At 61.6% G+C, this 18,800-nt stretch carries 19 protein-coding genes; 10 read left to right on the top strand and 9 right to left on the bottom strand.

Features of this window, described 5'->3' with window-relative positions; translation table 11 throughout:
- Together BM151_RS04080 and tpiA are read left to right on the top strand one after the other, a co-directional pair.
- Positions 1-384, top strand: a complete 384-nt coding sequence (locus tag BM151_RS04080; protein WP_090057781.1) for a GFA family protein — start codon at positions 1-3, stop codon at positions 382-384.
- A 190-nt stretch (positions 385-574) separates the two neighbouring features.
- Entirely contained in the window at positions 575-1,324 is a 750-nt protein-coding gene (gene tpiA, locus BM151_RS04075) for a triose-phosphate isomerase (protein ID WP_090057776.1), read from the top strand.
- A 110-nt stretch (positions 1,325-1,434) separates the two neighbouring features.
- Here the strand turns inward: tpiA and ypfJ are convergent, their stop codons facing one another.
- On the bottom strand, positions 1,435-2,286 hold the full coding sequence (gene ypfJ / locus BM151_RS04070; RefSeq protein WP_090057773.1) for a KPN_02809 family neutral zinc metallopeptidase: 852 nt from the start codon (positions 2,284-2,286) through the stop codon (positions 1,435-1,437).
- Between the two features lie 154 nt (positions 2,287-2,440).
- On the opposite strand from ypfJ, the gene BM151_RS04065 reads away from it, so the two are divergent.
- The 3 genes from BM151_RS04065 (at position 2,441) to BM151_RS04055 (ending at position 3,796) form a co-directional block, all read left to right on the top strand.
- Positions 2,441-3,019, top strand: a complete 579-nt coding sequence (locus tag BM151_RS04065; RefSeq protein WP_090059182.1) for a YqaA family protein — start codon at positions 2,441-2,443, stop codon at positions 3,017-3,019.
- On the top strand, positions 3,016-3,522 hold the full coding sequence (locus BM151_RS04060; protein ID WP_090057769.1) for a disulfide bond formation protein B: 507 nt from the start codon (positions 3,016-3,018) through the stop codon (positions 3,520-3,522). Before BM151_RS04065 ends, BM151_RS04060 begins: the two co-directional genes overlap by 4 nt.
- Positions 3,523-3,607: 85 nt before the next feature.
- Positions 3,608-3,796, top strand: coding sequence for a hypothetical protein (locus BM151_RS04055; protein WP_090057764.1), 189 nt, complete (start codon positions 3,608-3,610; stop codon positions 3,794-3,796).
- Between the two features lie 243 nt (positions 3,797-4,039).
- Here the strand turns inward: BM151_RS04055 and BM151_RS04050 are convergent, their stop codons facing one another.
- Positions 4,040-4,303 carry an usg protein gene (locus tag BM151_RS04050; RefSeq protein ID WP_090059181.1) on the bottom strand — a complete coding sequence of 88 codons (264 nt, stop codon included), beginning with the start codon at positions 4,301-4,303 and terminating at the stop codon, positions 4,040-4,042.
- A 234-nt stretch (positions 4,304-4,537) separates the two neighbouring features.
- Between BM151_RS04050 and gyrA the strand changes: the two genes are divergently transcribed.
- From gyrA to gluQRS, 3 genes are all read left to right on the top strand, one after another.
- Positions 4,538-7,294: a DNA gyrase subunit A gene (gene gyrA, locus BM151_RS04045; RefSeq protein ID WP_090057760.1), complete on the top strand. Its 2,757-nt coding sequence runs from the start codon at positions 4,538-4,540 to the stop codon at positions 7,292-7,294.
- 120 nt (positions 7,295-7,414) lie between these two features.
- On the top strand, positions 7,415-8,761 hold the full coding sequence (trmFO, locus tag BM151_RS04040) for a methylenetetrahydrofolate--tRNA-(uracil(54)-C(5))-methyltransferase (FADH(2)-oxidizing) TrmFO (RefSeq protein WP_090057757.1): 1,347 nt from the start codon (positions 7,415-7,417) through the stop codon (positions 8,759-8,761).
- Positions 8,761-9,621: a tRNA glutamyl-Q(34) synthetase GluQRS gene (gene gluQRS / locus BM151_RS04035; protein WP_090057753.1), complete on the top strand. Its 861-nt coding sequence runs from the start codon at positions 8,761-8,763 to the stop codon at positions 9,619-9,621. The genes trmFO and gluQRS overlap by 1 nt, the downstream gene beginning before the upstream one ends.
- Before the next feature lie 4 nt (positions 9,622-9,625).
- On the opposite strand, the gene hisI is transcribed toward gluQRS, so the two are convergent.
- On the bottom strand, positions 9,626-9,985 hold the full coding sequence (hisI, locus tag BM151_RS04030; protein WP_090057748.1) for a phosphoribosyl-AMP cyclohydrolase: 360 nt from the start codon (positions 9,983-9,985) through the stop codon (positions 9,626-9,628).
- 65 nt (positions 9,986-10,050) lie between these two features.
- Here hisI and BM151_RS04025 point away from each other — a divergent pair, with 65 nt between their 5' ends.
- Both BM151_RS04025 and BM151_RS04020 read left to right on the top strand, forming a co-directional pair.
- Positions 10,051-10,509, top strand: coding sequence for an iron-sulfur cluster assembly scaffold protein (locus BM151_RS04025; RefSeq protein ID WP_245781089.1), 459 nt, complete (start codon positions 10,051-10,053; stop codon positions 10,507-10,509).
- A 105-nt stretch (positions 10,510-10,614) separates the two neighbouring features.
- On the top strand, positions 10,615-12,021 hold the full coding sequence (locus BM151_RS04020; RefSeq protein ID WP_090057740.1) for a methyl-accepting chemotaxis protein: 1,407 nt from the start codon (positions 10,615-10,617) through the stop codon (positions 12,019-12,021).
- Between the two features lie 133 nt (positions 12,022-12,154).
- On the opposite strand, the gene BM151_RS04015 is transcribed toward BM151_RS04020, so the two are convergent.
- The 6 genes from BM151_RS04015 to sciP all read right to left on the bottom strand — a co-directional run bounded on the left by BM151_RS04015 (position 12,155) and on the right by sciP (position 18,699).
- On the bottom strand, positions 12,155-12,598 hold the full coding sequence (locus tag BM151_RS04015; protein WP_090057735.1) for a carboxymuconolactone decarboxylase family protein: 444 nt from the start codon (positions 12,596-12,598) through the stop codon (positions 12,155-12,157).
- Positions 12,599-12,884: 286 nt separating this feature from the next.
- A complete protein-coding gene (locus BM151_RS21935) occupies positions 12,885-13,007 on the bottom strand; it encodes a hypothetical protein (RefSeq protein ID WP_281245286.1) in 123 nt (40 codons plus the stop codon).
- 128 nt (positions 13,008-13,135) lie between these two features.
- On the bottom strand, positions 13,136-15,229 hold the full coding sequence (gene recG / locus BM151_RS04010; protein WP_090057728.1) for an ATP-dependent DNA helicase RecG: 2,094 nt from the start codon (positions 15,227-15,229) through the stop codon (positions 13,136-13,138).
- A 7-nt stretch (positions 15,230-15,236) separates the two neighbouring features.
- Positions 15,237-17,381 carry an NAD-dependent DNA ligase LigA gene (ligA, locus tag BM151_RS04005; protein ID WP_090057723.1) on the bottom strand — a complete coding sequence of 715 codons (2,145 nt, stop codon included), beginning with the start codon at positions 17,379-17,381 and terminating at the stop codon, positions 15,237-15,239.
- A 205-nt stretch (positions 17,382-17,586) separates the two neighbouring features.
- A complete protein-coding gene (gene ctrA / locus BM151_RS04000; protein ID WP_090057720.1) occupies positions 17,587-18,306 on the bottom strand; it encodes a response regulator transcription factor CtrA in 720 nt (239 codons plus the stop codon).
- 114 nt (positions 18,307-18,420) lie between these two features.
- Positions 18,421-18,699, bottom strand: a complete 279-nt coding sequence (gene sciP / locus BM151_RS03995) for a CtrA inhibitor SciP (RefSeq protein WP_090057715.1) — start codon at positions 18,697-18,699, stop codon at positions 18,421-18,423.
- Between the last annotated feature and the right edge of the window lie 101 nt (positions 18,700-18,800).

Below are 18,800 nucleotides of genomic sequence, written 5' to 3'. Positions count from 1 at the left end.
ATGATCACAGGACGGTGCGAATGCGGCAAGGTCGCCTTTGAACTCCCCAAGGTCCGCGACAGCGTCACGGTCTGCCATTGCAGCCAATGCCGCCGCTCGAGCGGCCATCTCTGGGCCTCGACCCATGCGCCATTCAACAGCCTCACCTTTACCCGAGACGAAGGCCTCACTTGGTATGCCTCCTCGGATTTCGCCAAACGCGGCTTTTGCCGCACCTGCGGATCGAGCCTGTTCTACCGGATGAACGACGAGGACGGGATCGGCATCGCCGCCGGTTGCCTCGATGATACGACAGGGCTGCATATCGGTAAACATATCTTCGTCGAGGACAAGGGCGCCTATTACGAACGCCCCACGGACGCGCCAGCCATCGAAAAATGGTGATCGCAGAGCGCTGACCCGGCGACCGATCCTGCAACCGATCCGGCAAGGGCGAATGCTCCGGCCTCCCGCCGCATCTCTACGAAAACACAGCCGGATTTGCATCCCGGCGCAGTGTGATTTGCATTGTGGTGCTTGACTGCCCGCCAGAGGCTGCAATGATGCAGCCAAACCGTCAAAGGAGGTGACAGAGATGGCACGCAAGCTGGCCGCAGGCAATTGGAAAATGAACGGGCTGAAAGCCAGCCTCAGCGAGGCAACGGCGCTGGCCGAAATGTTCCCCGCCCCCAAGGTCGACATCCTCCTGTGCCCGCCCGCGACGCTCGTGGCCGCCATGGCCGCCGCGCTTGACGGCACGAAGGTGGATGTCGGAGGACAGGATTGCCACCCCCGCAGCTCCGGCGCCCATACCGGCGACATTTCCGCGGAAATGCTCGTCGATGCCGGCTGTGACTACGTCATCCTCGGCCATTCGGAACGCCGCGCCGATCACGGCGAGAGCAACGCGCTCATCGCGCAAAAGACCATCGCGGCCACCATGGCCGGGCTGGCGCCCGTGGTCTGTGTCGGTGAAACGCTCGATGAGCGCGAAAGCGGCAAGACGCTCGAGGTGATCCGGCATCAGCTCTCGGCCTCGCTGCCCGATGCGGTGGATTTCGACAAGCTGGTGATCGCCTATGAGCCGGTCTGGGCCATCGGCACCGGCAAGATCCCGACGCTGGCGCAAATCGCCGAGGTGCATGACGACATGCGCGAAACGCTCAGCGCCCGCTATGGCGACGACGAGGCGGGCAAGATTCCCCTGCTCTACGGCGGTTCGGTGAAACCCGGCAACGCACCCGAGATTTTCGCCACGTCCAATGTCGACGGTGCGCTGGTCGGCGGCGCCTCGCTGAAAGCCGCCGATTTTGCCGGGATCGTCAAGGCGCTGGAAGAGGCATAATCCTTCCGCCCGATCGGAACCGGCCCTAATCAAACAGAACGTCCGCACCCTTTCCGGAGTGCGGACGTTTTTTCATCGGGATCGCGCTCAGCCGGGCACCAGCCCCTCAGTCACAGCGCACTGGTCGAAAACGTATCGCAGCTCGCCAGATCGCCGGTCTTGTAGCCGGTGGCGAACCAGCGCTGGCGCTGCTCCGACGTGCCATGGGTGAAGGTGTGCGGCTGCGGCACCCGTCCGGCATTTCTCTGCAATGTGTCATCGCCGATCTGCTTGGCGGCATTCAACGCCTCGCGGATATCGCCATGCTCGATCGAGCCGAATTTCTCATCCGCCATCTTCGCCCAGATCCCGGAATAGCAATCGGCCTGCAGCTCGATCATCACCGAAACGGCATTGCTTTCGGCCTTTGAGGCCTGGGCGCGATAGGCATTGGCTTGGCTCAGCGTGCCGAGCTCGTTCTGCACATGATGCGCCACCTCATGGGCGACCACATAGGCCTGAGCAAAATCGCCGCTCGCGCCCAGTTGCCGTGACATGGTGGTGAAGAAATCCGTGTCGAGATAGACCTTCTGATCCTGCGGGCAATAGAACGGCCCAGTGGCGCCGGAGGCCGAGCCACAGGGGCTCTGGGTCACGCCCTTGTAAAGCACCAGAATCGGCGGAATATATTCGCCGCCCAATTGCTCCGAGAAGACCTCGGTCCAGATTTCCTCGGTATCCGCGAGCGTCACGGAAACGAATTCGGCGGCCTGCTGGTCGGCCCTGGTGATCTCGGTGCTCTGAGAACCGGTGCTGATCTGTCCCCCGCCTTCGAGGAGCGGCGTGACATCGATGCCGAGGAAATAGCCAATGACGACAATGGCCAAAAGCCCCACGCCGCCGACACCACCGACGGCTTTGCCGCCGCTCATCCGCCGCCGATCCTCGATATTGCGCGAGCCGCGCCGTCCCTGCCATTTCATCGTAGCTGCCCCCGGTTTCCAAAACCATTTTCCAATACCCTGCTCACAATACCGTCAGCGGCCGGGCGGACAAGATCAAACCGCGTCAGCTCGCTTGACCCTCCCGGCGGAATGGGGCCTAAAGGAGCGCGAAACGGGACAGATGGGCGCGCATATGATCAAGAGGCTCTACACTTGGACGATGTCATTGGCCGAGAGCCCGCACGCGCTCTGGGCGCTGGCGCTCGTCGCCTTTATCGAGAGCTCGGTCTTTCCGATCCCGCCGGACATCCTGATGATCCCGCTGATCGTCGCCCGCCCGCGCGAGGCCTTCAAGATCGCCGGTATCGCCACCGTGGCCTCGGTACTGGGCGGCATGCTCGGCTATTGGATCGGCTATGGCGCCTTCGAGACCATCGGCAAGCCGGTTCTGGAATTCTACGGCAAGGACGCCTATTTCGACGAATTCGCCGCGAAATATAACGATTACGGCGCCTGGGCGGTGCTGATCGCGGGGGTGACCCCCTTCCCCTACAAGGTGATCACCATCCTGTCGGGGGTGACCCAGCTCTCGCTGCCGATCTTCATCGTCGCCTCGATCACGGCCCGTGCGATCCGGTTTTTCGTCGTCGCCGCCCTGCTGTGGAAATTCGGCGATCCGATCCGCGACTTCATCGAGCGCCGTCTGGGCCTCGTCTTCACCCTCCTCGTCATCCTCTTTCTGGGCGGCTTCTACGCCGTGAAATACCTATGACCAAACCAGCCTCCGATTTCGCAGCCCTGCAACCCGCCATCGCCGCCGCCCTGGGCTCTCTGGCGATCCTCTGCGGCGCCTTCATCTTTCAGGCGCTGGGCTACCCGCCCTGTCCGATGTGCATCTGGCAGCGCTGGCCGCATGGCATTGCCGTGGTCATCGGCCTGCTGTTCTTCGTGAGCCGGTTCCGCCCCCTGACGATCCTGGGCTTTCTGACCATGCTCGTGTCCTCCGGTCTCGGCCTGTATCACGCGGGCGTCGAACAGAAATGGTGGCCCGGCCCCAGCTCCTGCACCGGTTCCACCGATGCCTTCTCCGGCATGTCGGGCATGGATCTCCTGCCCGGCGCCGGCGGCGATACCGGGCTGGTGCTCTGCGACGAGATCGTCTGGGACACATGGGGGCTGGGCATCACCATGGCGGGCTGGAACTTCCTCTTCTCGCTGGTGTTTGCCGCGCTGTGGTTCATCGCCTGGCGCAAAGCGGCCGCGCAACCGGCATAAGGCGTCGGCCGACGGCCGGGCAGAAAGCATAAATTCGACGTGAAACGGGCTTGAGATCGGCGTGGAAAGCGCCCATCTTTGAGCTATGAACAAAGCCCGCAAAAGCAAAACCGTCATCCCCTTTCCGACCGCACGGCGCAGCCGCAAACGGGTCGGAGGCGCCTTGGCCGATGCCCGGGCCGACGCCCTGCGCACAAGGTTCAGCAAAGTCTCCGAAGCCTCGAAGACCGGCGATGCCTCCACCCCGCTCAAGAGATTGCTCAAGCGGCTTTGAGCGGCAGGTTCGAGGCCTTTGCGGACATTCCCTTTCGGGGCGGAACAAGGCCGGAGGCCGCCGCGCCTGCGCCTGCCCGTCCCTGCGGGCTGGCGCATTTGGGGCCGCGCACAAGAGATTGAAATCTTGAGAATTTGGCAGGGATAAAGAGCAGACATCTGCTGTCAAAGCGCCACCCCACGGGCAGGCTTGTCGCGGCTCAACGCCAACGAGGCCAATTCCCCTCCGCCCGCAATGCCACCCTCAATGCAGCGTGAACTCGCCCACGCAATTGCGCCATTCGCCCGGGGCGATGAGTTTGCGATGGGTGAAGCGCACATGGTGCAGCGGCCCCTCGATATTCTCGTGCCAGAATTCGATGAATTTGAACAGTTTCGGATAATCCGGCGCGAGATCGAAGAGCTGCCATGAAAATGTGTTCAGCACGCTTCGATGATCCGGCATCCGATAGGTGAATTCCACCAGCGTCAGCCCATAGCCGGCCAGCATCATTTCCGTGTCGTTCATGGTGTTTTGCATCTGCGTTTTCTCCTGTTGTGGCGGGCCTTTTTCGCCTCCCTTTTAAAAACTCTGCGCCCTTTCGGTTAACTGTCAATGAAAACAATATGTTGTCACCCTTCGCCCCTGGCTGCCACCGGCAGCTCTTATCCGCCATTGCACCCCATATCCGGTATGGGGTAGAGTGTGACACAACGATATACAGATCGCATTCCCATCTTATAAAGACAACAGGCGGACAACGTGAGCGACACACCCGAAACCCCTGAAAACGAAGAAGAAACCCCACGCGAGCCGATGGCTTGGGACGGTCCGAAAATCTCCATCTCCGATGAGATGAAGACCTCCTATCTCGATTACGCCATGTCCGTGATCGTGTCCCGCGCCATTCCCGATCTGCGCGACGGGTTGAAACCGGTGCACCGCCGCATCCTGTTTGCGATGAACGAGGCGGGCAACACCCATGACAAGCCTTACCGCAAATCGGCGCGTCCGGTGGGCGATACGATGGGGAAATACCACCCGCATGGCGACTCGGCGATCTATGACGCCCTCGTGCGCATGGCGCAGGATTTCTCCATGTCGCTGCCGCTCCTGGACGGTCAGGGCAACTTCGGCTCGATGGATGGCGATGCCGCCGCGGCGATGCGCTACACCGAGGTGCGGATGGACAAGCCCGCCGCCTATCTCCTCGCCGATATCGACAAGGACACGGTCGATTTCGAACTGAACTATGACGGCAAGGACCGCGAACCGACGGTTCTGCCGGCACGTTTCCCGAATATGCTGGTCAATGGCGCGGGCGGCATCGCGGTCGGCATGGCCACGAATATCCCGCCGCACAACCTTGGCGAGGTGGTCGATGCCACGCTGGCGCTGATCGAGAACCCCGATGTCTCGACCGAACGGTTGATGGAGATCGTCCCTGCCCCGGATTTCCCGACCGGCGGCATGATCCTCGGCCGCTCCGGCGCGCGCAAAGCCTATCTCGAAGGCCGCGGTTCGGTGGTGATCCGCTCCAAGACCCGGGTCGAAGAGATCCGCAAGGACCGATACGCCATCGTCATCGACGAGATCCCCTATCAGGTGAACAAGGCCTCGATGATCGAGAAGATCGCCGAGATGGTGCGCGACAAGCGGATCGAGGGCATTTCGCACGTTCAGGACGAAAGCGACCGCAACGGCGTGCGCGTGGTGGTGGAGCTGAAACGTGACGCCACCGCCGAGGTGGTGCTCAATCAGCTGTTCCGCTACACGCCGATGCAGACCTCTTTCGGCTGTAACATGCTGGCGCTCAATGGCGGTCGTCCGGAGCAGCTCACCCTGCGCGATTTTCTCACGCATTTCATCACCTTCCGCGAGGAAGTTGTGGCGCGCCGTACGGCGTTCGAGCTGCGCAAAGCCCGCGATCGCGCCCATATCCTCTGCGGTCTGGCCGTGGCCGTCTCCAATGTCGACGAGGTCGTGGCGACGATCCGCTCCTCCGCCGATGCCGCCGAGGCCCGCGAAAAGCTGATGACCCGGCGCTGGCCGGCGCATGAGATCGCCGATTACATCCGGCTGATCGACGACCCGCTGCACAAGATGAATGACGACGGCACCTATAACCTCTCCGAGGTGCAGGCCCGCGCCATTCTCGAGCTGCGTCTGCAACGCCTGACCCAGATCGGGGTGAAGGAAGTCACCGACGAGTTGGTCGAACTGGCCGCCAAGATCAAGGATTACCTGGCGATCCTGGCCTCGCGTGAGCGGATCATGGAGATCATCTCGAACGAACTGATCGAGGTGAAAGAACTCTTTGCCGTGCCGCGTCGCACCGAGATTGCCGACTGGTCCGGCGACATGGACGACGAGGACCTGATCGAGAAAGAGGACATGGTGGTGACCGTGACCCAATCCGGTTGGGCCAAACGCACGCCTCTGGCCGATTATCGCGCCCAAAAACGCGGTGGCAAAGGCCTCTCGGGCATGTCCACCAAGGATGAGGATGTGATCACCACGCTGTTTGTGGCCAACACCCATACCCAGCTGCTGATCTTCACCGACGACGGCATGGCTTACAAGCTCAAGACCTGGCGCCTGCCGCTGGGTGGCCGCACCGCCAAGGGCAAGCCGCTGTTGCAGATCCTGCCGATCCCGCAGGGCGTCTCGATTGCGGCGATCCTGCCGGTGGATCGTGACGAAAAAGACTGGGACGGGCTGCAGATCGTCTTCGCCACGTCCAAAGGCTCAGTGCGCCGCAACCGTCTCTCGGATTTCACCAATGTGAAATCGAACGGCAAGATCGCGATGAAATTCGAAGGCGACGATGAGGGCACGCGCCTGATCAACGCCCGGATTTGCGATGAAAATGATGACGTTATGCTCGTAACTTCAAGTGGTCGCGCGATCCGTTTCCCGGTGCCGGACGTGCGCGTGTTCAACTCGCGCTCTTCCACCGGTGTGCGCGGCATCCGGCTCGTGAATGAGGGCGATGAAGTCGTCTCCATGTCGGTGATCCGGCATTTCGAGGCCGAGAGCTTTGAGCGTCAGGCCTATCTCAAAATGCGCCGCCAGATGGCCGGCGCCGATGAGGTCGAAGGCACGGATGACGACGAGGATGCCGCCGAAGGCTCGATCTCGATGGAGCGGTTCGAGGAGATGAAAGCCGCCGAGGAACTGCTGGTGACCATCACCAAGGGCGGCATCGGCAAGCTCAGCTCCTCGCATGACTATCCGGTGCGCGGCCGTGGCGGCCAGGGCGTCACCGCGATGGAAAAATCCATGCGCGGCGGTCCGATCGTGGCCTCCTTCCCGGTCGGGCTCGAGGATCAGATCATGCTCGCCACCTCGAAAGGCCAGTCGATCCGCTGCCCGGTCGATGGCATCTCATTCCGCTCGCGCGGCGCCGGCGGCGTGAAGGTCTTCAACACCGGCAAGGGCGAAGAGGTCGTCTCCGTCGCCTGGATCGCCGAAAGCGATGAGGAAGACGCCACGACCGAAACCAACGGCGAGACCTGAAGGCTTCATCGCCCTTACATGAAGATCGAAAGGCCCCTTGCGGGGCCTTTTGCATTTCTGGGCAGGCCGCAGCGACACCGCCTCTTTTCTTTTTGCTATCGCTCCACTACATCGCGAACCATGACAGAGAAAACACTTCACATCGTCGGTGGCGGCATGGCCGGTTCCGAGGCTGCCTGGCAGGCCGCCAACATGGGCATTAAAGTCGTGCTGCACGAGATGCGGCCCGAGACCGGCACCTTCGCGCATCAGACCGGCAATTTCGGCGAGATGGTCTGTTCCAACTCGTTTCGCTCCGATGACAGCGAACAGAATGCCGTCGGGCTGTTGCATTGGGAAATGCGCGCCGCAAACGGCTTGATCATGCAGACCGCGGACCAGCATCGCCTGCCCGCCGGCGGTGCGCTGGCCGTGGATCGCGAACCCTTTGCCGAAGCCGTCACGGCGGCGCTCAAATCGCATCCGAACATCTCGACAGACTATGGCGAGATCGCCGAGCTGCCCTCCGAAGGCATGTGGATTTTCGCCACCGGACCGCTGACCTCACCGGCTCTGGGCGAAGCCATCGCCAAGGAAACCGGCACGGATCGTCTGGCCTTTTTCGACGCCATCGCCCCCATCGTCTATGCCGAGAGCATCGATATGGATGTCGCCTGGCTGCAATCGCGCTATGATAAGGGCGAGACCGAGGAAGAGCAGAAAGCCTATCTCAACTGTCCGATGACCAAGGATCAGTACGAGGCTTTCATCGACGCACTCCTGGCCGCCGACAAGACCGAGTTCCACGAGGGCGAGACCGCCGGTTATTTCGACGGATGCCTGCCGATCGAGGTGATGGCGGAACGCGGGCGCGAGACGTTGCGCCACGGGCCGATGAAGCCCATCGGGCTGACCAATGCGCATAGACCCGAGGAAAAGGCCTATGCCGTTGTGCAGCTGCGCCGCGACAACAAGCTCGGCACGCTCTACAATATCGTCGGCTTTCAGACCAAGATGAAGTACGGCGCGCAAGCCGAGGTTTTCAAAATGATTCCCGGGTTGGAGAACGCCTCTTTCGCGCGTCTGGGCGGCATTCATCGCAACACGTTCCTGAATTCGCCGACCTTGCTCGATGATCAGATGCGGCTGAAATCCCGACCCAATATCCGCTTTGCCGGTCAGGTGACGGGGGTCGAGGGCTATGTCGAAAGCGCCGCCATGGGGCTTCTGGCCGGGCGTCTGGCCGCCGCCGAGCTTTCGGGCCGCGATATGGGACCGCCCCCGGGCAGCACCGCCATGGGCGCGCTGATCCATCACATCACCGGCGGCGCCGAGGCCAAGACCTTCCAGCCGATGAATGTGAACTTCGGCCTGTTCCCGCCTCTGGACGGCATCCGCGGCGGTCGCAAGGGCCGCAAAGAACGCTACAAAGGATATACGGATCGCGCCAAAGAAGATTTTTCTCAGTGGCTTGAGGGGCAATCCTGATGCATTACGTGACCCGGTTCGCACCAAGCCCCACAGGGCCGTTGCATCTGGGTCACGCCTATTCCGCCCTCACGGCCTATGAGCGCGCCAAGGCGCATACTGGCATGTTCCTGCTGCGCATCGAGGATGGCGACACATCGCGCTGCCGCCCGGAATGGGAAGCCTTGATCTATGCCGATCTGCGATGGCTCGGCCTGCACTGGCCGGAGCCGGTCCTGCATGTCACCGCACGTGAAGATATTTACGCAAATGCTTTGAACAGGCTGCATGAATTGGGATTGATATACCCCTGTTCCTGCACCCGTCGTGACATCCAGACGGCCATGTCCGCGCCACAGGAGGGCGCAGAACCTCCGATGGGCCCGGACGGCTGGATCTATCCCGGCACCTGTCGGCATCGCACTATGCGCGATTTTCGCCTCGGCGAGGCCATTCGCCTCAATATGGCAAATGCCCTGGAATATCTGGGAGATGTCAGCCGTTTTTCATGGAATGAAACAGGCCCGTTTGAAACCGGTACGCATCGGCTCGACGCCGATCAACTGATCCATGGCGTCGGCGATATCGTTCTGGCCCGCAAGGAGATCGGCACGGCGGCCTATCACCTCTCGGTCGTTCTGGACGATGCGGCCCAAGGCATCTCTGAAGCGGTGCGCGGCGCCGATCTGATGCAGGCGACCCAGATCCACCGGCTGCTCCAGGCGCTTCTGGACCTGCCGGAGATTGCCTATCATCATCACCGGCTGATCCGCGACGAACATGGCAAACGGCTGGCCAAGCGCTCGGATGCCAAGGCGATCTCGAAATTCCGCGAAGAGGGCTACAGCCCCGAAGATCTGCGCGCGATGATCGGGCTTTGAGCCGTCACAGCATCGGGGCCATCAGCTCGACCACCTCGCCCTCACGGACAGCGCGGTAGAAGCACGAGCGGCGGTTGGTGTGACAGGCCGGGCCCGTCTGGTGCACCGTCACGAGCACACAATCGGCGTCGCAATCGTAGCGAAAATCGACCAGTTCCTGCACATGGCCGGAGCTCTCGCCCTTGATCCAGAACGCCTGCCGCGAGCGCGACCAATAGGTCACACGCCCGGTCTCGAGCGTCTTTGCCACCGCCTCATGGTTCATCCAGGCCATCATCAGCACCTCGCCGCTGGCGGCATCCTGGGCAATGGCGGGGATCAGCCCCTTGTCGTCGTATTTCAGCGTGGCGGGGTCGAAAGACATCCGTTCGTCCTTTCCTTGAGCGTGACCATGACCTATCTATGAGGCGCGTCCGAGAAAGGCAAACCATGTCCACATCCGCCACCGATCTTGCAAAGCTCTATTCCGGCAAATTGCTGGCCCTGGCCGCCGATATTCCGTTGGTCGGGCGGCTCGACGCACCGCAGGTGACGATCCGCGAACGCGCGCCCCTGTGCGGTTCGACCGTGACCGTGGATATGGATGTCGAGGACGGACGCGTCAGCCGGTTTGCTCAGGATGTGAAAGCCTGTGCGCTGGGTCAGGCCGCCGCGGCCATTCTCGGCCAGCATGTGATCGGGCGCAGCCATGCGGAGCTCGCGCGCGCCCGCGACGAGCTGAGCGCCTTTCTCAAAGACGGCGGTCCCGTGCCCTCCGCGCCTTTCGACGGCTTCGAGGCCCTGCTGCCGGCGCGGGATTATAAGAACCGTCATGGCTCGATCCTGCTGACGCTGACCGCGGCCTGCCACGCCTTCGAGCAACTCGAAGACGGCGCCGCCGGGTCCTGAGGCGATTGCCACCAAGGTCGTATTCCATACCGCTCTGAGAGCGAGAACAGTTTAACCTGTTTGAAAGGCGCATCGGCCATTCTCCGAAACAGTTCGGAGGAGCCCATGATTCCAAAACACGAGTTTGACGCAGACCAATCGGCGGATCATCGCATGACCCAGCTGGCGGAATACGCCGGTCGCCTGGGGTTCGAGGTGGTGGATATCGCCGGTTTTCTCGACCAGGTCGACGAGCAATCCCAACATCAGATCAATATTCTCCGCGAGGTGCAAAGTTCGGCCTCCGAGGTGATCAGCGCCAATAGCGCGGTGCGCAACGCGCTCGGCAGTGTTACCAAAGTGACCGATCAGACCCTGCAACGGGTCGAGGGGTCGGTGGCCTTCGTGCGCGAGAGCGGCCAGAAATCGCAGACCGTCGCCTCCTGGGTCAAGGAGCTTGCGGAGCGGATGGAACGGGTCGCCGCCTCTCTCGAAGCGGTCGAGGACAACAACGCCACGATTGCCGACATCGCCCGTCAGGTGAACATTCTCGCCATCAACGCCAAGATCGAGGCGGCGCGGGCCGGCGAAAGCGGTCGCGGCTTTGGCGTTGTCGCCGAGGCGATCAACGAGCTGTCGCAAAAGACCGCCAAGGCCGCCGAAGGGATCGAGGAGAATATCGAGACCCTCTCAAGCTGGGTCGGACGCCTGCGTGAGGAGGCCACCGGGGTCTCCAACGACGCTAGCCATGTCATCAACTCCGCCAGCGAGGCCGATCGCGCGCTCAGCGAGATCGCCCAGGGCGTGCAACAGACCCATGATGCCACCCAAAGCATGGCCACAGAGGCCGAGCGGGTGCAATCGGCGGTGGAAAAATTCCAGCCCGCCTTCGATCAGATCGGCCAATCCGCGAAAGACACCGCCGAGGGCATCCATGTCGCGCATACACGGGTCGAAAAGCTCATCGACACGTCAGAGACAATTTTCCAGACCTCGGTCGCGCTTGGCGGCGCCAGTGAGGATCTGAAATTCATCAATAAGATGAAAGAGAATGCCGAAGAGATCTCCGAACTTTTCGCCGAAGGTCTGGCCAGCCTGCGCATTTCGCGCAGCGATCTGTTCGATCGCAACTATACCTCGCTGGCCGGCACAAATCCCGAGCAATTTATGGCCCGGTTCACCAATTTCACCGACGAAGTCCTGCCGCGGGTCCAGGAGCCGATGCTCGAGTTCGATCCCAAGGTCGTCTTCTGCGCCGCGATCGATCCGAATGGCTATCTGCCGACGCACAATCGCAAATTCTCGCAGCCGCAGGGCAATGATCCGGACTGGAACGCCGCCAATGCGCGCAACCGCCGGATGTTCAACGACCGTGTCGGCCTCAAGGCCGGGCGCAACAAGAACCCCTTCCTGTTGCAGGTCTATCGCCGCGACATGGGCGGCGGCAAGTTCGTGATGATGAAGGACCTGTCGGCTCCGATTTTCGTCAACGGCGAACATTGGGGCGGGTTGCGGCTCGGCTATACGTTCTGAAAGCCCGAACAGCGGGGCTCAGGGTCTGCCGCCAGAGAGACGGTGCGCAGCTCCCGCCCTCTGTCCGCGGATATTCCCCGCTGACAGAACCGGTCACGCCAATCTCGCTTGACGCGTGCCCGTATGGCCGGGGTTATTCTGCCCTCGCGTCGGGAAGCTGCTCGAAACCGATGGCCAGCCGGTTCCAGGCGTTCATTTGGGCGATGATCAAGGTCAGATCAACGATTTGCACCTCGGTGAAATGATCGCTCAGAGCCGCATAGAGATCTTCCGGCGCGCCCTGATCCGCCACCTTGGTCAGGCTCTCCGCCCATGCGAGCGCGGCCTTCTCCCCCGGGTCAAAAAACGGCACCTCGCGCCAGACGGTCATACAATCCAGTCGCTGCGCCACCTCCCCGGCCTGCCGCGCCTCCATTGTATGAAGGTCGACGCAATAGGAACAGCCATTGATCTGCGACACGCGGAGTTCAATGAGCGCGCGCAGTTTCCTGTCGATCGACGGCATGTCCTTTTTGCACTTCGCCATGTTCGCAATGGCGCCGCCGTTGATGGCAGCATAGTCGAGACGTTCAATCATCATTCTCTCCATGATTTTGGCTGAAATTCGCATGGCTCATCGCCCGAAAGCCTGATCCTTTGTCTTCCGGGCGGTGCCACAGTTGGTATGTCTCATCCGAAGCAAGAAAAAAACCGCCGCGCTCTGGGACAGAAGGCGGCGGTAGTGTGATCTGAAGCCCGCACAGGGGGCTGAGGGATGATTTGGTGGCTTGAGGAACCACCTCTGACAGGAACAGGTAGGGGTCAGTCAAAGCCGCCGTACGGGCATTGGGATTCAGATCTTAGGCAGAAACAGGGGACGCGGCTCAGACCAGCGCCGGAAGCGACAACCCGCCAACCAGGATGACCAGAAGCGCCACGGCGCCAATCATGTCTTCGAACAGGGTCGACTGAGAACGGGCAACAACGGACTTCAGTTCTTGGATCATGGTATCCTCCGGAAGCATCAGGGTTCGAGCGTTAGGGTTAATCTCTTGTTGCTAATTTGTTCTCATATTGCGGAACGTCTGTAAAGAACTTTTTGAGAACATTCGTGAACAAAAGAGCAAAAATCCGCCTAACCCACTGAAATCAAACGGATCGCTTCATCCTTCCCCATGAGCCAAAGGAGAACACGCACCGCCGCGCCGCGCTCGGACGTGAGCTCCGAGTCGTCATGGAGCAGCTTGCGGGCATCGCTTTGCGCCAGCGCCATCAGCGCCGATTGCCGCTCCAGATCCGCCACGCGGAATCGCGGCAGGCCGGATTGTGCCGTGCCCAGCACATCGCCGGCACCGCGCATCGACAGGTCTTCCTCGGCAATGCGGAACCCATCCTCGGTCTCGCGCAGGATCTCGAGCCGCCGCCGCCCGGTTTCGGTCAGCGGTGGTTTGTACATCAACAGACAGGTCGAGGCGACATCGCCGCGCCCCACCCGGCCCCTGAGCTGGTGCAGCTGCGCCAGACCGAAATGCTCCGCGCGTTCGATCACCATGATCGAGGCATTGGGCACGTTGACCCCGACCTCGATCACCGTCGTGGCGACCAGCACGGCGAGCGTGCCGGCGGCAAAGGCCTCCATGGTGCGGTCTTTCTCCTCCGGTGGCATCTGACCGTGCACGAGCCCGACATGGCCCTCGCCGAGCGCGGCGCGCAGCGCCTTGAACCGTTCCTCGGCGGCCATCATGTCGACCACTTCGCTTTCCTCGACCAGCGGACAGACCCAATAGGCCTGTTTGCCGTCGGCAATCGCCTTGCGCAGGTGATCGACGACCTCGTCGATCCGCTCGATCGAACTCAGCGCGGTCTTGATCGGCGTCCGCCCGGGCGGTTTTTCATCGAGGGTCGAAACATCCATATCGCCGTAATGCGCCAAGGAAAGCGAGCGCGGGATCGGCGTCGCGGTCATCACCAGGACATCCACCGCCTCGCCCTTTTGCGCCAGCGCCAGCCGCTGGGTCACGCCGAACCGGTGTTGTTCGTCGATAATCGACAGGCGCAGATCGTGGAAATGCACATCGTCTTGGAACACCGCATGGGTGCCGACGAGGATATGAATGTCACCGCGTTTCAAGGCCGCGATTTTCGCCGCGCGCGCCTTGCCCTTGTCACGACCGGTGAGCAATTCCAGCACCACCCCCGCCGCCTCCGCCAGAGGCCGCAGCCCTTCGAGATGCTGGCGGGCCAGAATCTCGGTCGGCGCCATCATCACGCCCTGCCCGCCGGCCTCCACCGCAACCAGCAGCGCCATCAGCGCCACCAGCGTCTTGCCGGAGCCGACATCGCCCATCAGCAGCCGGTTCATCCGCTTGCCATCCGCCATATCGGTGGCGATCTCGTCCATCGCGCGATTCTGCGCGCCGGTCGGGAGATATGGAAGGGATTTCAGGACTTTGGAACGCAAAGCTCCAGTGCCCTCATTGATCCGCCCCTTGCCGCGACGGACCCGCGCGCGGGCCAGCGCCAAGGTCACCTGATGGGCAAACAGCTCGTCATAGGCCAGGCGTTGCCGCGCCGCGCTGTCGGGCGCAATTTCGTTCTGCGAGATCGGATGATGAGCGTTTTTCACCGCCACATCGAAATCCGGCCAGCCCTCGCGGGATTTCAGTGCCGTGTCGATCCATTCCGCCAGCTCCGGCAGGCGGTCGAGCGCGCTATCCGCAGCCTTGGCCATGGTCTTTTGCGTCACACCGGCGGTGAGCGGATAGACCGGCTCGAACCCCGGCAGGCTGCCCGCCTCATCGGGCGTCAGGATGTGATCCGGATGCGGCATCTGGAATTGCCCGTCATACATCTCGACCTTGCCGGACAGGAGACGCCGCTCGCCGATGGGCAGCTGGCTTTCGATCCAGTTCGGCGCACCGCGGAAGAACACCACCTGAAAGGCCAGCTCGCGGTCCTCGACATAGACCCGATATGGCAGGCCCTTGCGCGCCGGTGGTTGATGCCGGAGCACCGTGACCTCGACCGTGGCGATGGCGCCCGGCACCACCTCGCGCAGGCTGTCGCGCCGCCGCCGGTCCACGACCGAGTTCGGCAGGGTGAACAGGAGATCGCGCGGCTTTTCCACCCCGAGCGATGGCAGCAGCTTGGCGGTTTTCGGCCCGACACCGGCGAGCGTTTCCAGCCCTGCGAAGAGCGGAAAGAGGATATCCGGACGGCCTGAACTCATGGCACGACTATGCCTCGCCGATCAGCGCCAGCCAACCGTCCTCATCCAAAAGCTCGATCCCCAGATCGCGGGCCTTTTTCTCTTTCGAACCAGCCCCCGGCCCGGCCACCACGAGATCGGTCTTGGCCGAGACCGAGCCCGACACTTTGGCGCCGAGCGCCTCGGCCCGGGCCTTGGCCTCGGATCGGGTCATTTTCTCCAATGTGCCGGTGAATACCACCGTCTTGCCGCTGACCGGACTGTCACTTTTCGGCTTTTCGGCCTCTTGCGGGCTGAGATGCGCCACCAGCCGGTCGATCGAGGCCCGCTCCCCCTCCTGATGGAAGGCGGTGATGAGCGAGGTCGCCATGACCTCCCCCACGCCGTCGATCGACAGCAGATCGTCCCAGGCCTCGCCGGTGCCGATACTGGCCGTGCTCATCGCCGCCTCAAACGCCGCCCATGTGCCGTAATGTGTCGCCAGAAGCGCCGCCGAACTGTCGCCGACATGGCGGATGCCGAGGCCGAAGATCAGGCGCGCGAGCGGAATCTCACGCCGCGCGTCGATGGCATCGAACAGGTTGGCGGCGGATTTGTCGCCCCAGCCCTCGCGGTTCTTCAGTTGAGACAGGTTTCCAGGGCCATATTTTTCTTTCAGTTCAAAGATATCCGCGGGTTCCTTGATCCACCCGTCCTGATAGAATTGTTCGACCTGTTTGGCGCCGAGCCCCTCGATATCGAAGGCGCCGCGCGACACCAGATGTTTGAGCTTCTCCACCGCCTGGGCCGGGCAGACGATGCCGCCGGAACAGCGCCGTACCGCGTCGCCCTCTTCGCGGATCGCATCAGCCCCACATTCGGGACAGGTGGTCGGAAAGTCATAGGGCGCGGCGCCCTCTTCGCGCTTCGTGAGATCGACATCGGCGACTTTCGGGATCACGTCTCCGGCGCGATAGACCTGCACCCAGTCGCCCACCCGGATGTCCTTGGCCTCGCCCGCCGCATCGGGGCGAATGACCTCGCCTTTGCTGCCGAACCCCTTGATATAATCCTCATTGTGCAACGTGGCATTGGAGACCACGACGCCGCCGACGGTGACTGGCGTCAGCCGCGCCACCGGCGACAGCGCGCCGGTACGGCCGACCTGAATGTCGATGGCCTCGAGCCGGGTCCAGGCCAGCTCAGCCGGAAATTTATGCGCAATCGCCCAACGCGGCGTGGTCGAGCGAAAGCCAAGACGGCGTTGCAGCTCGAGATTGTCCACCTTGTAGACCACCCCGTCGATGTCATAGCCCAGAGTGGCGCGCTGCGCCTCGATCACGTGGTAATGCGCCACCAGATCGGCAATCTCGGTGAAACGTTGGGTCAGCGGGTTGGTCTGAAACCCGAGCGCCTTGAGCCGCTCGATGGCCCCCAGCTGGGTCTCCGCCAGAGGGGCGGAAATCTCGCCCCAGGCGTAAGCGAAAAACCTGAGCGGCCGTGCGCGGGTGATCTCGGCATCGAGCTGACGCAGAGAGCCGGCGGCGGCGTTGCGGGGATTGGCAAATGTCTTGCCACCGCGCTCCGCATGACGCGCGTTCAGCGCCGCGAAATCTTCGTGGGACATATAGACCTCGCCGCGCACCTCGAGCACCTCGGGCGCTCCGGTCAGCTGCTGCGGGATATCATCGATGGTACGGGCATTGGCGGTGACATTCTCGCCGACCTCGCCATCGCCCCGCGTGGCGGCGGAGACAAGCCGGCCCTGCTCATAGCGCAGCGACAGCGAGAGCCCGTCGATCTTCGGCTCCGCCGTATAGCCGATCTCTCCGGGGGCGCCGAGATATTTGCGCACGGAGCGGTCGAATTCCACCACATCCTCATCGTCGAAGGCGTTGGCGAGCGACATCATACGAATGGCATGGGTGATCTTGCCAAAGCCCTCGGACGGCAGGGCACCGACCTGTTCGGACGGGCTGTCGGCGCGTTTCAGCGCTGGAAAGCGGCTCTCGATCTCGGCATTCCGGCGTTTGAGCGCATCATATTCCGCGTCGGACATAACCGGGGCGTCTTCGGTGTGATAGGCCGTATTGGCGCCCGCAAGCAGTTCGGCCAGACGTGCCAATTCGGCGCGCGCCTGATCTTCGGACAGATCCGTCACATGGAGATCTGCGATACTGCTGCTGTCCGTCATAAAAATACCTCCCCGCGGATGCCGTCTCCATGGTTTAGGAGAGGGACACGGGGAGGTCTAGTCAGAGAATTCCACGAGCGAAAAAACCGTTCCGAACTCATACGGTCAGAATGACCCACCGGAACAGTGGATCATCACGATAGACTGCTGACAGCCCGACAAGGTCGAGCCATCACAGACAGAGGGATCATGTCCGATCCGGGGATCAGGCGCCGATCGCGAACTGTTCGTCCATGCCACCCGCGGCCGGATCCGGATCGCGCAGCACATAGCCGCGGCCCCAGACGGTCTCGATGTAATTGTCCCCATCGGTGGCATTGGCGAGTTTCTTGCGCAGCTTGCAGATGAACACGTCAATGATCTTGAGCTCCGGCTCATCCATGCCGCCATAGAGGTGGTTGAGGAACATTTCCTTGGTGAGCGTGGTGCCCTTGCGCAGGGACAGAAGCTCCAGCATCTGGTATTCCTTGCCGGTCAGGTGCACCGGCTTGCCACCCACGGACACGGTCTTGGCATCGAGATTGACCTCGATCTTGCCGGTGCGGATGATGGATTGGGAATGGCCCTTGGAGCGACGGATAATCGCATGGATCCGGGCGACCAGCTCTTCGCGATGGAACGGCTTGGTCAGATAGTCATCGGCGCCAAAGCCGAATCCCTTGATCTTGTTCTCCGTATCATCGGCGCCCGACAGGATGAGAATCGGCGTATCGACGCGGGCGAGCCGCAGCTGTCGCAGCACGTCATGGCCGTTCATGTCGGGCAGGCCAAGATCCAGAAGGATCAAATCGTAATCATAAAGTTTCGCAAGATCGATCCCCTCTTCCCCAAGATCCGTCGAATAAACGTTCAGGTTCGCGTGGGACAGCATCATTTCGATGCTTTTCGAGGTGGTGGGATCGTCTTCGACCAGCAAAATTCGCATACCGTGGGTCTCCGTTGCTATCTTCCAATTGTTCTTTTCGTGCTCGTTCATATGGAAGATGGTCAAAAATGGTTAACTGCACGTTACCAATTTTAACCTTTTAGCACATTCAACTCAGGGTTGTCTATATTTTTGAACCGCCGTTGCTTTCAAGGCCGCTTCGCCGTGCTCCGTAATGGCATTTTTCCAGGAATTGAACTCTTCCTCCGACAGACCATAGGTCTTCAAGGCCTCGGTTTGGGGAATCAGACCGAACACCACCCCCTTGACCACTGCCGCCTTGCGCGACGCCACCCAGCGCCGCGTTTCCTTGGGAGGCAAGTCTGCACGAGTCATAATAGAACCGTCGGGAAGTGTCACCGCACGGGGTCCATCGACTTTTTTCAGATACATCGGTCTCACCCTCTTCGTGAATTGCCCCCCGTTGTGACGCAATCCTCTTAATGGGGAATGAAGGTCCCCCTTGAGAATAGTTCGAATTTTCTTATATAGCG

The sequence above is a fragment of the Celeribacter neptunius genome, assembly GCF_900113955.1.
GTDB classification, from domain to species: Bacteria; Pseudomonadota; Alphaproteobacteria; order Rhodobacterales; family Rhodobacteraceae; genus Celeribacter; species Celeribacter neptunius.
Note: the sequence above shows the minus strand (reverse complement) of the source record. Positions and strands in the feature narration are given on the sequence as shown.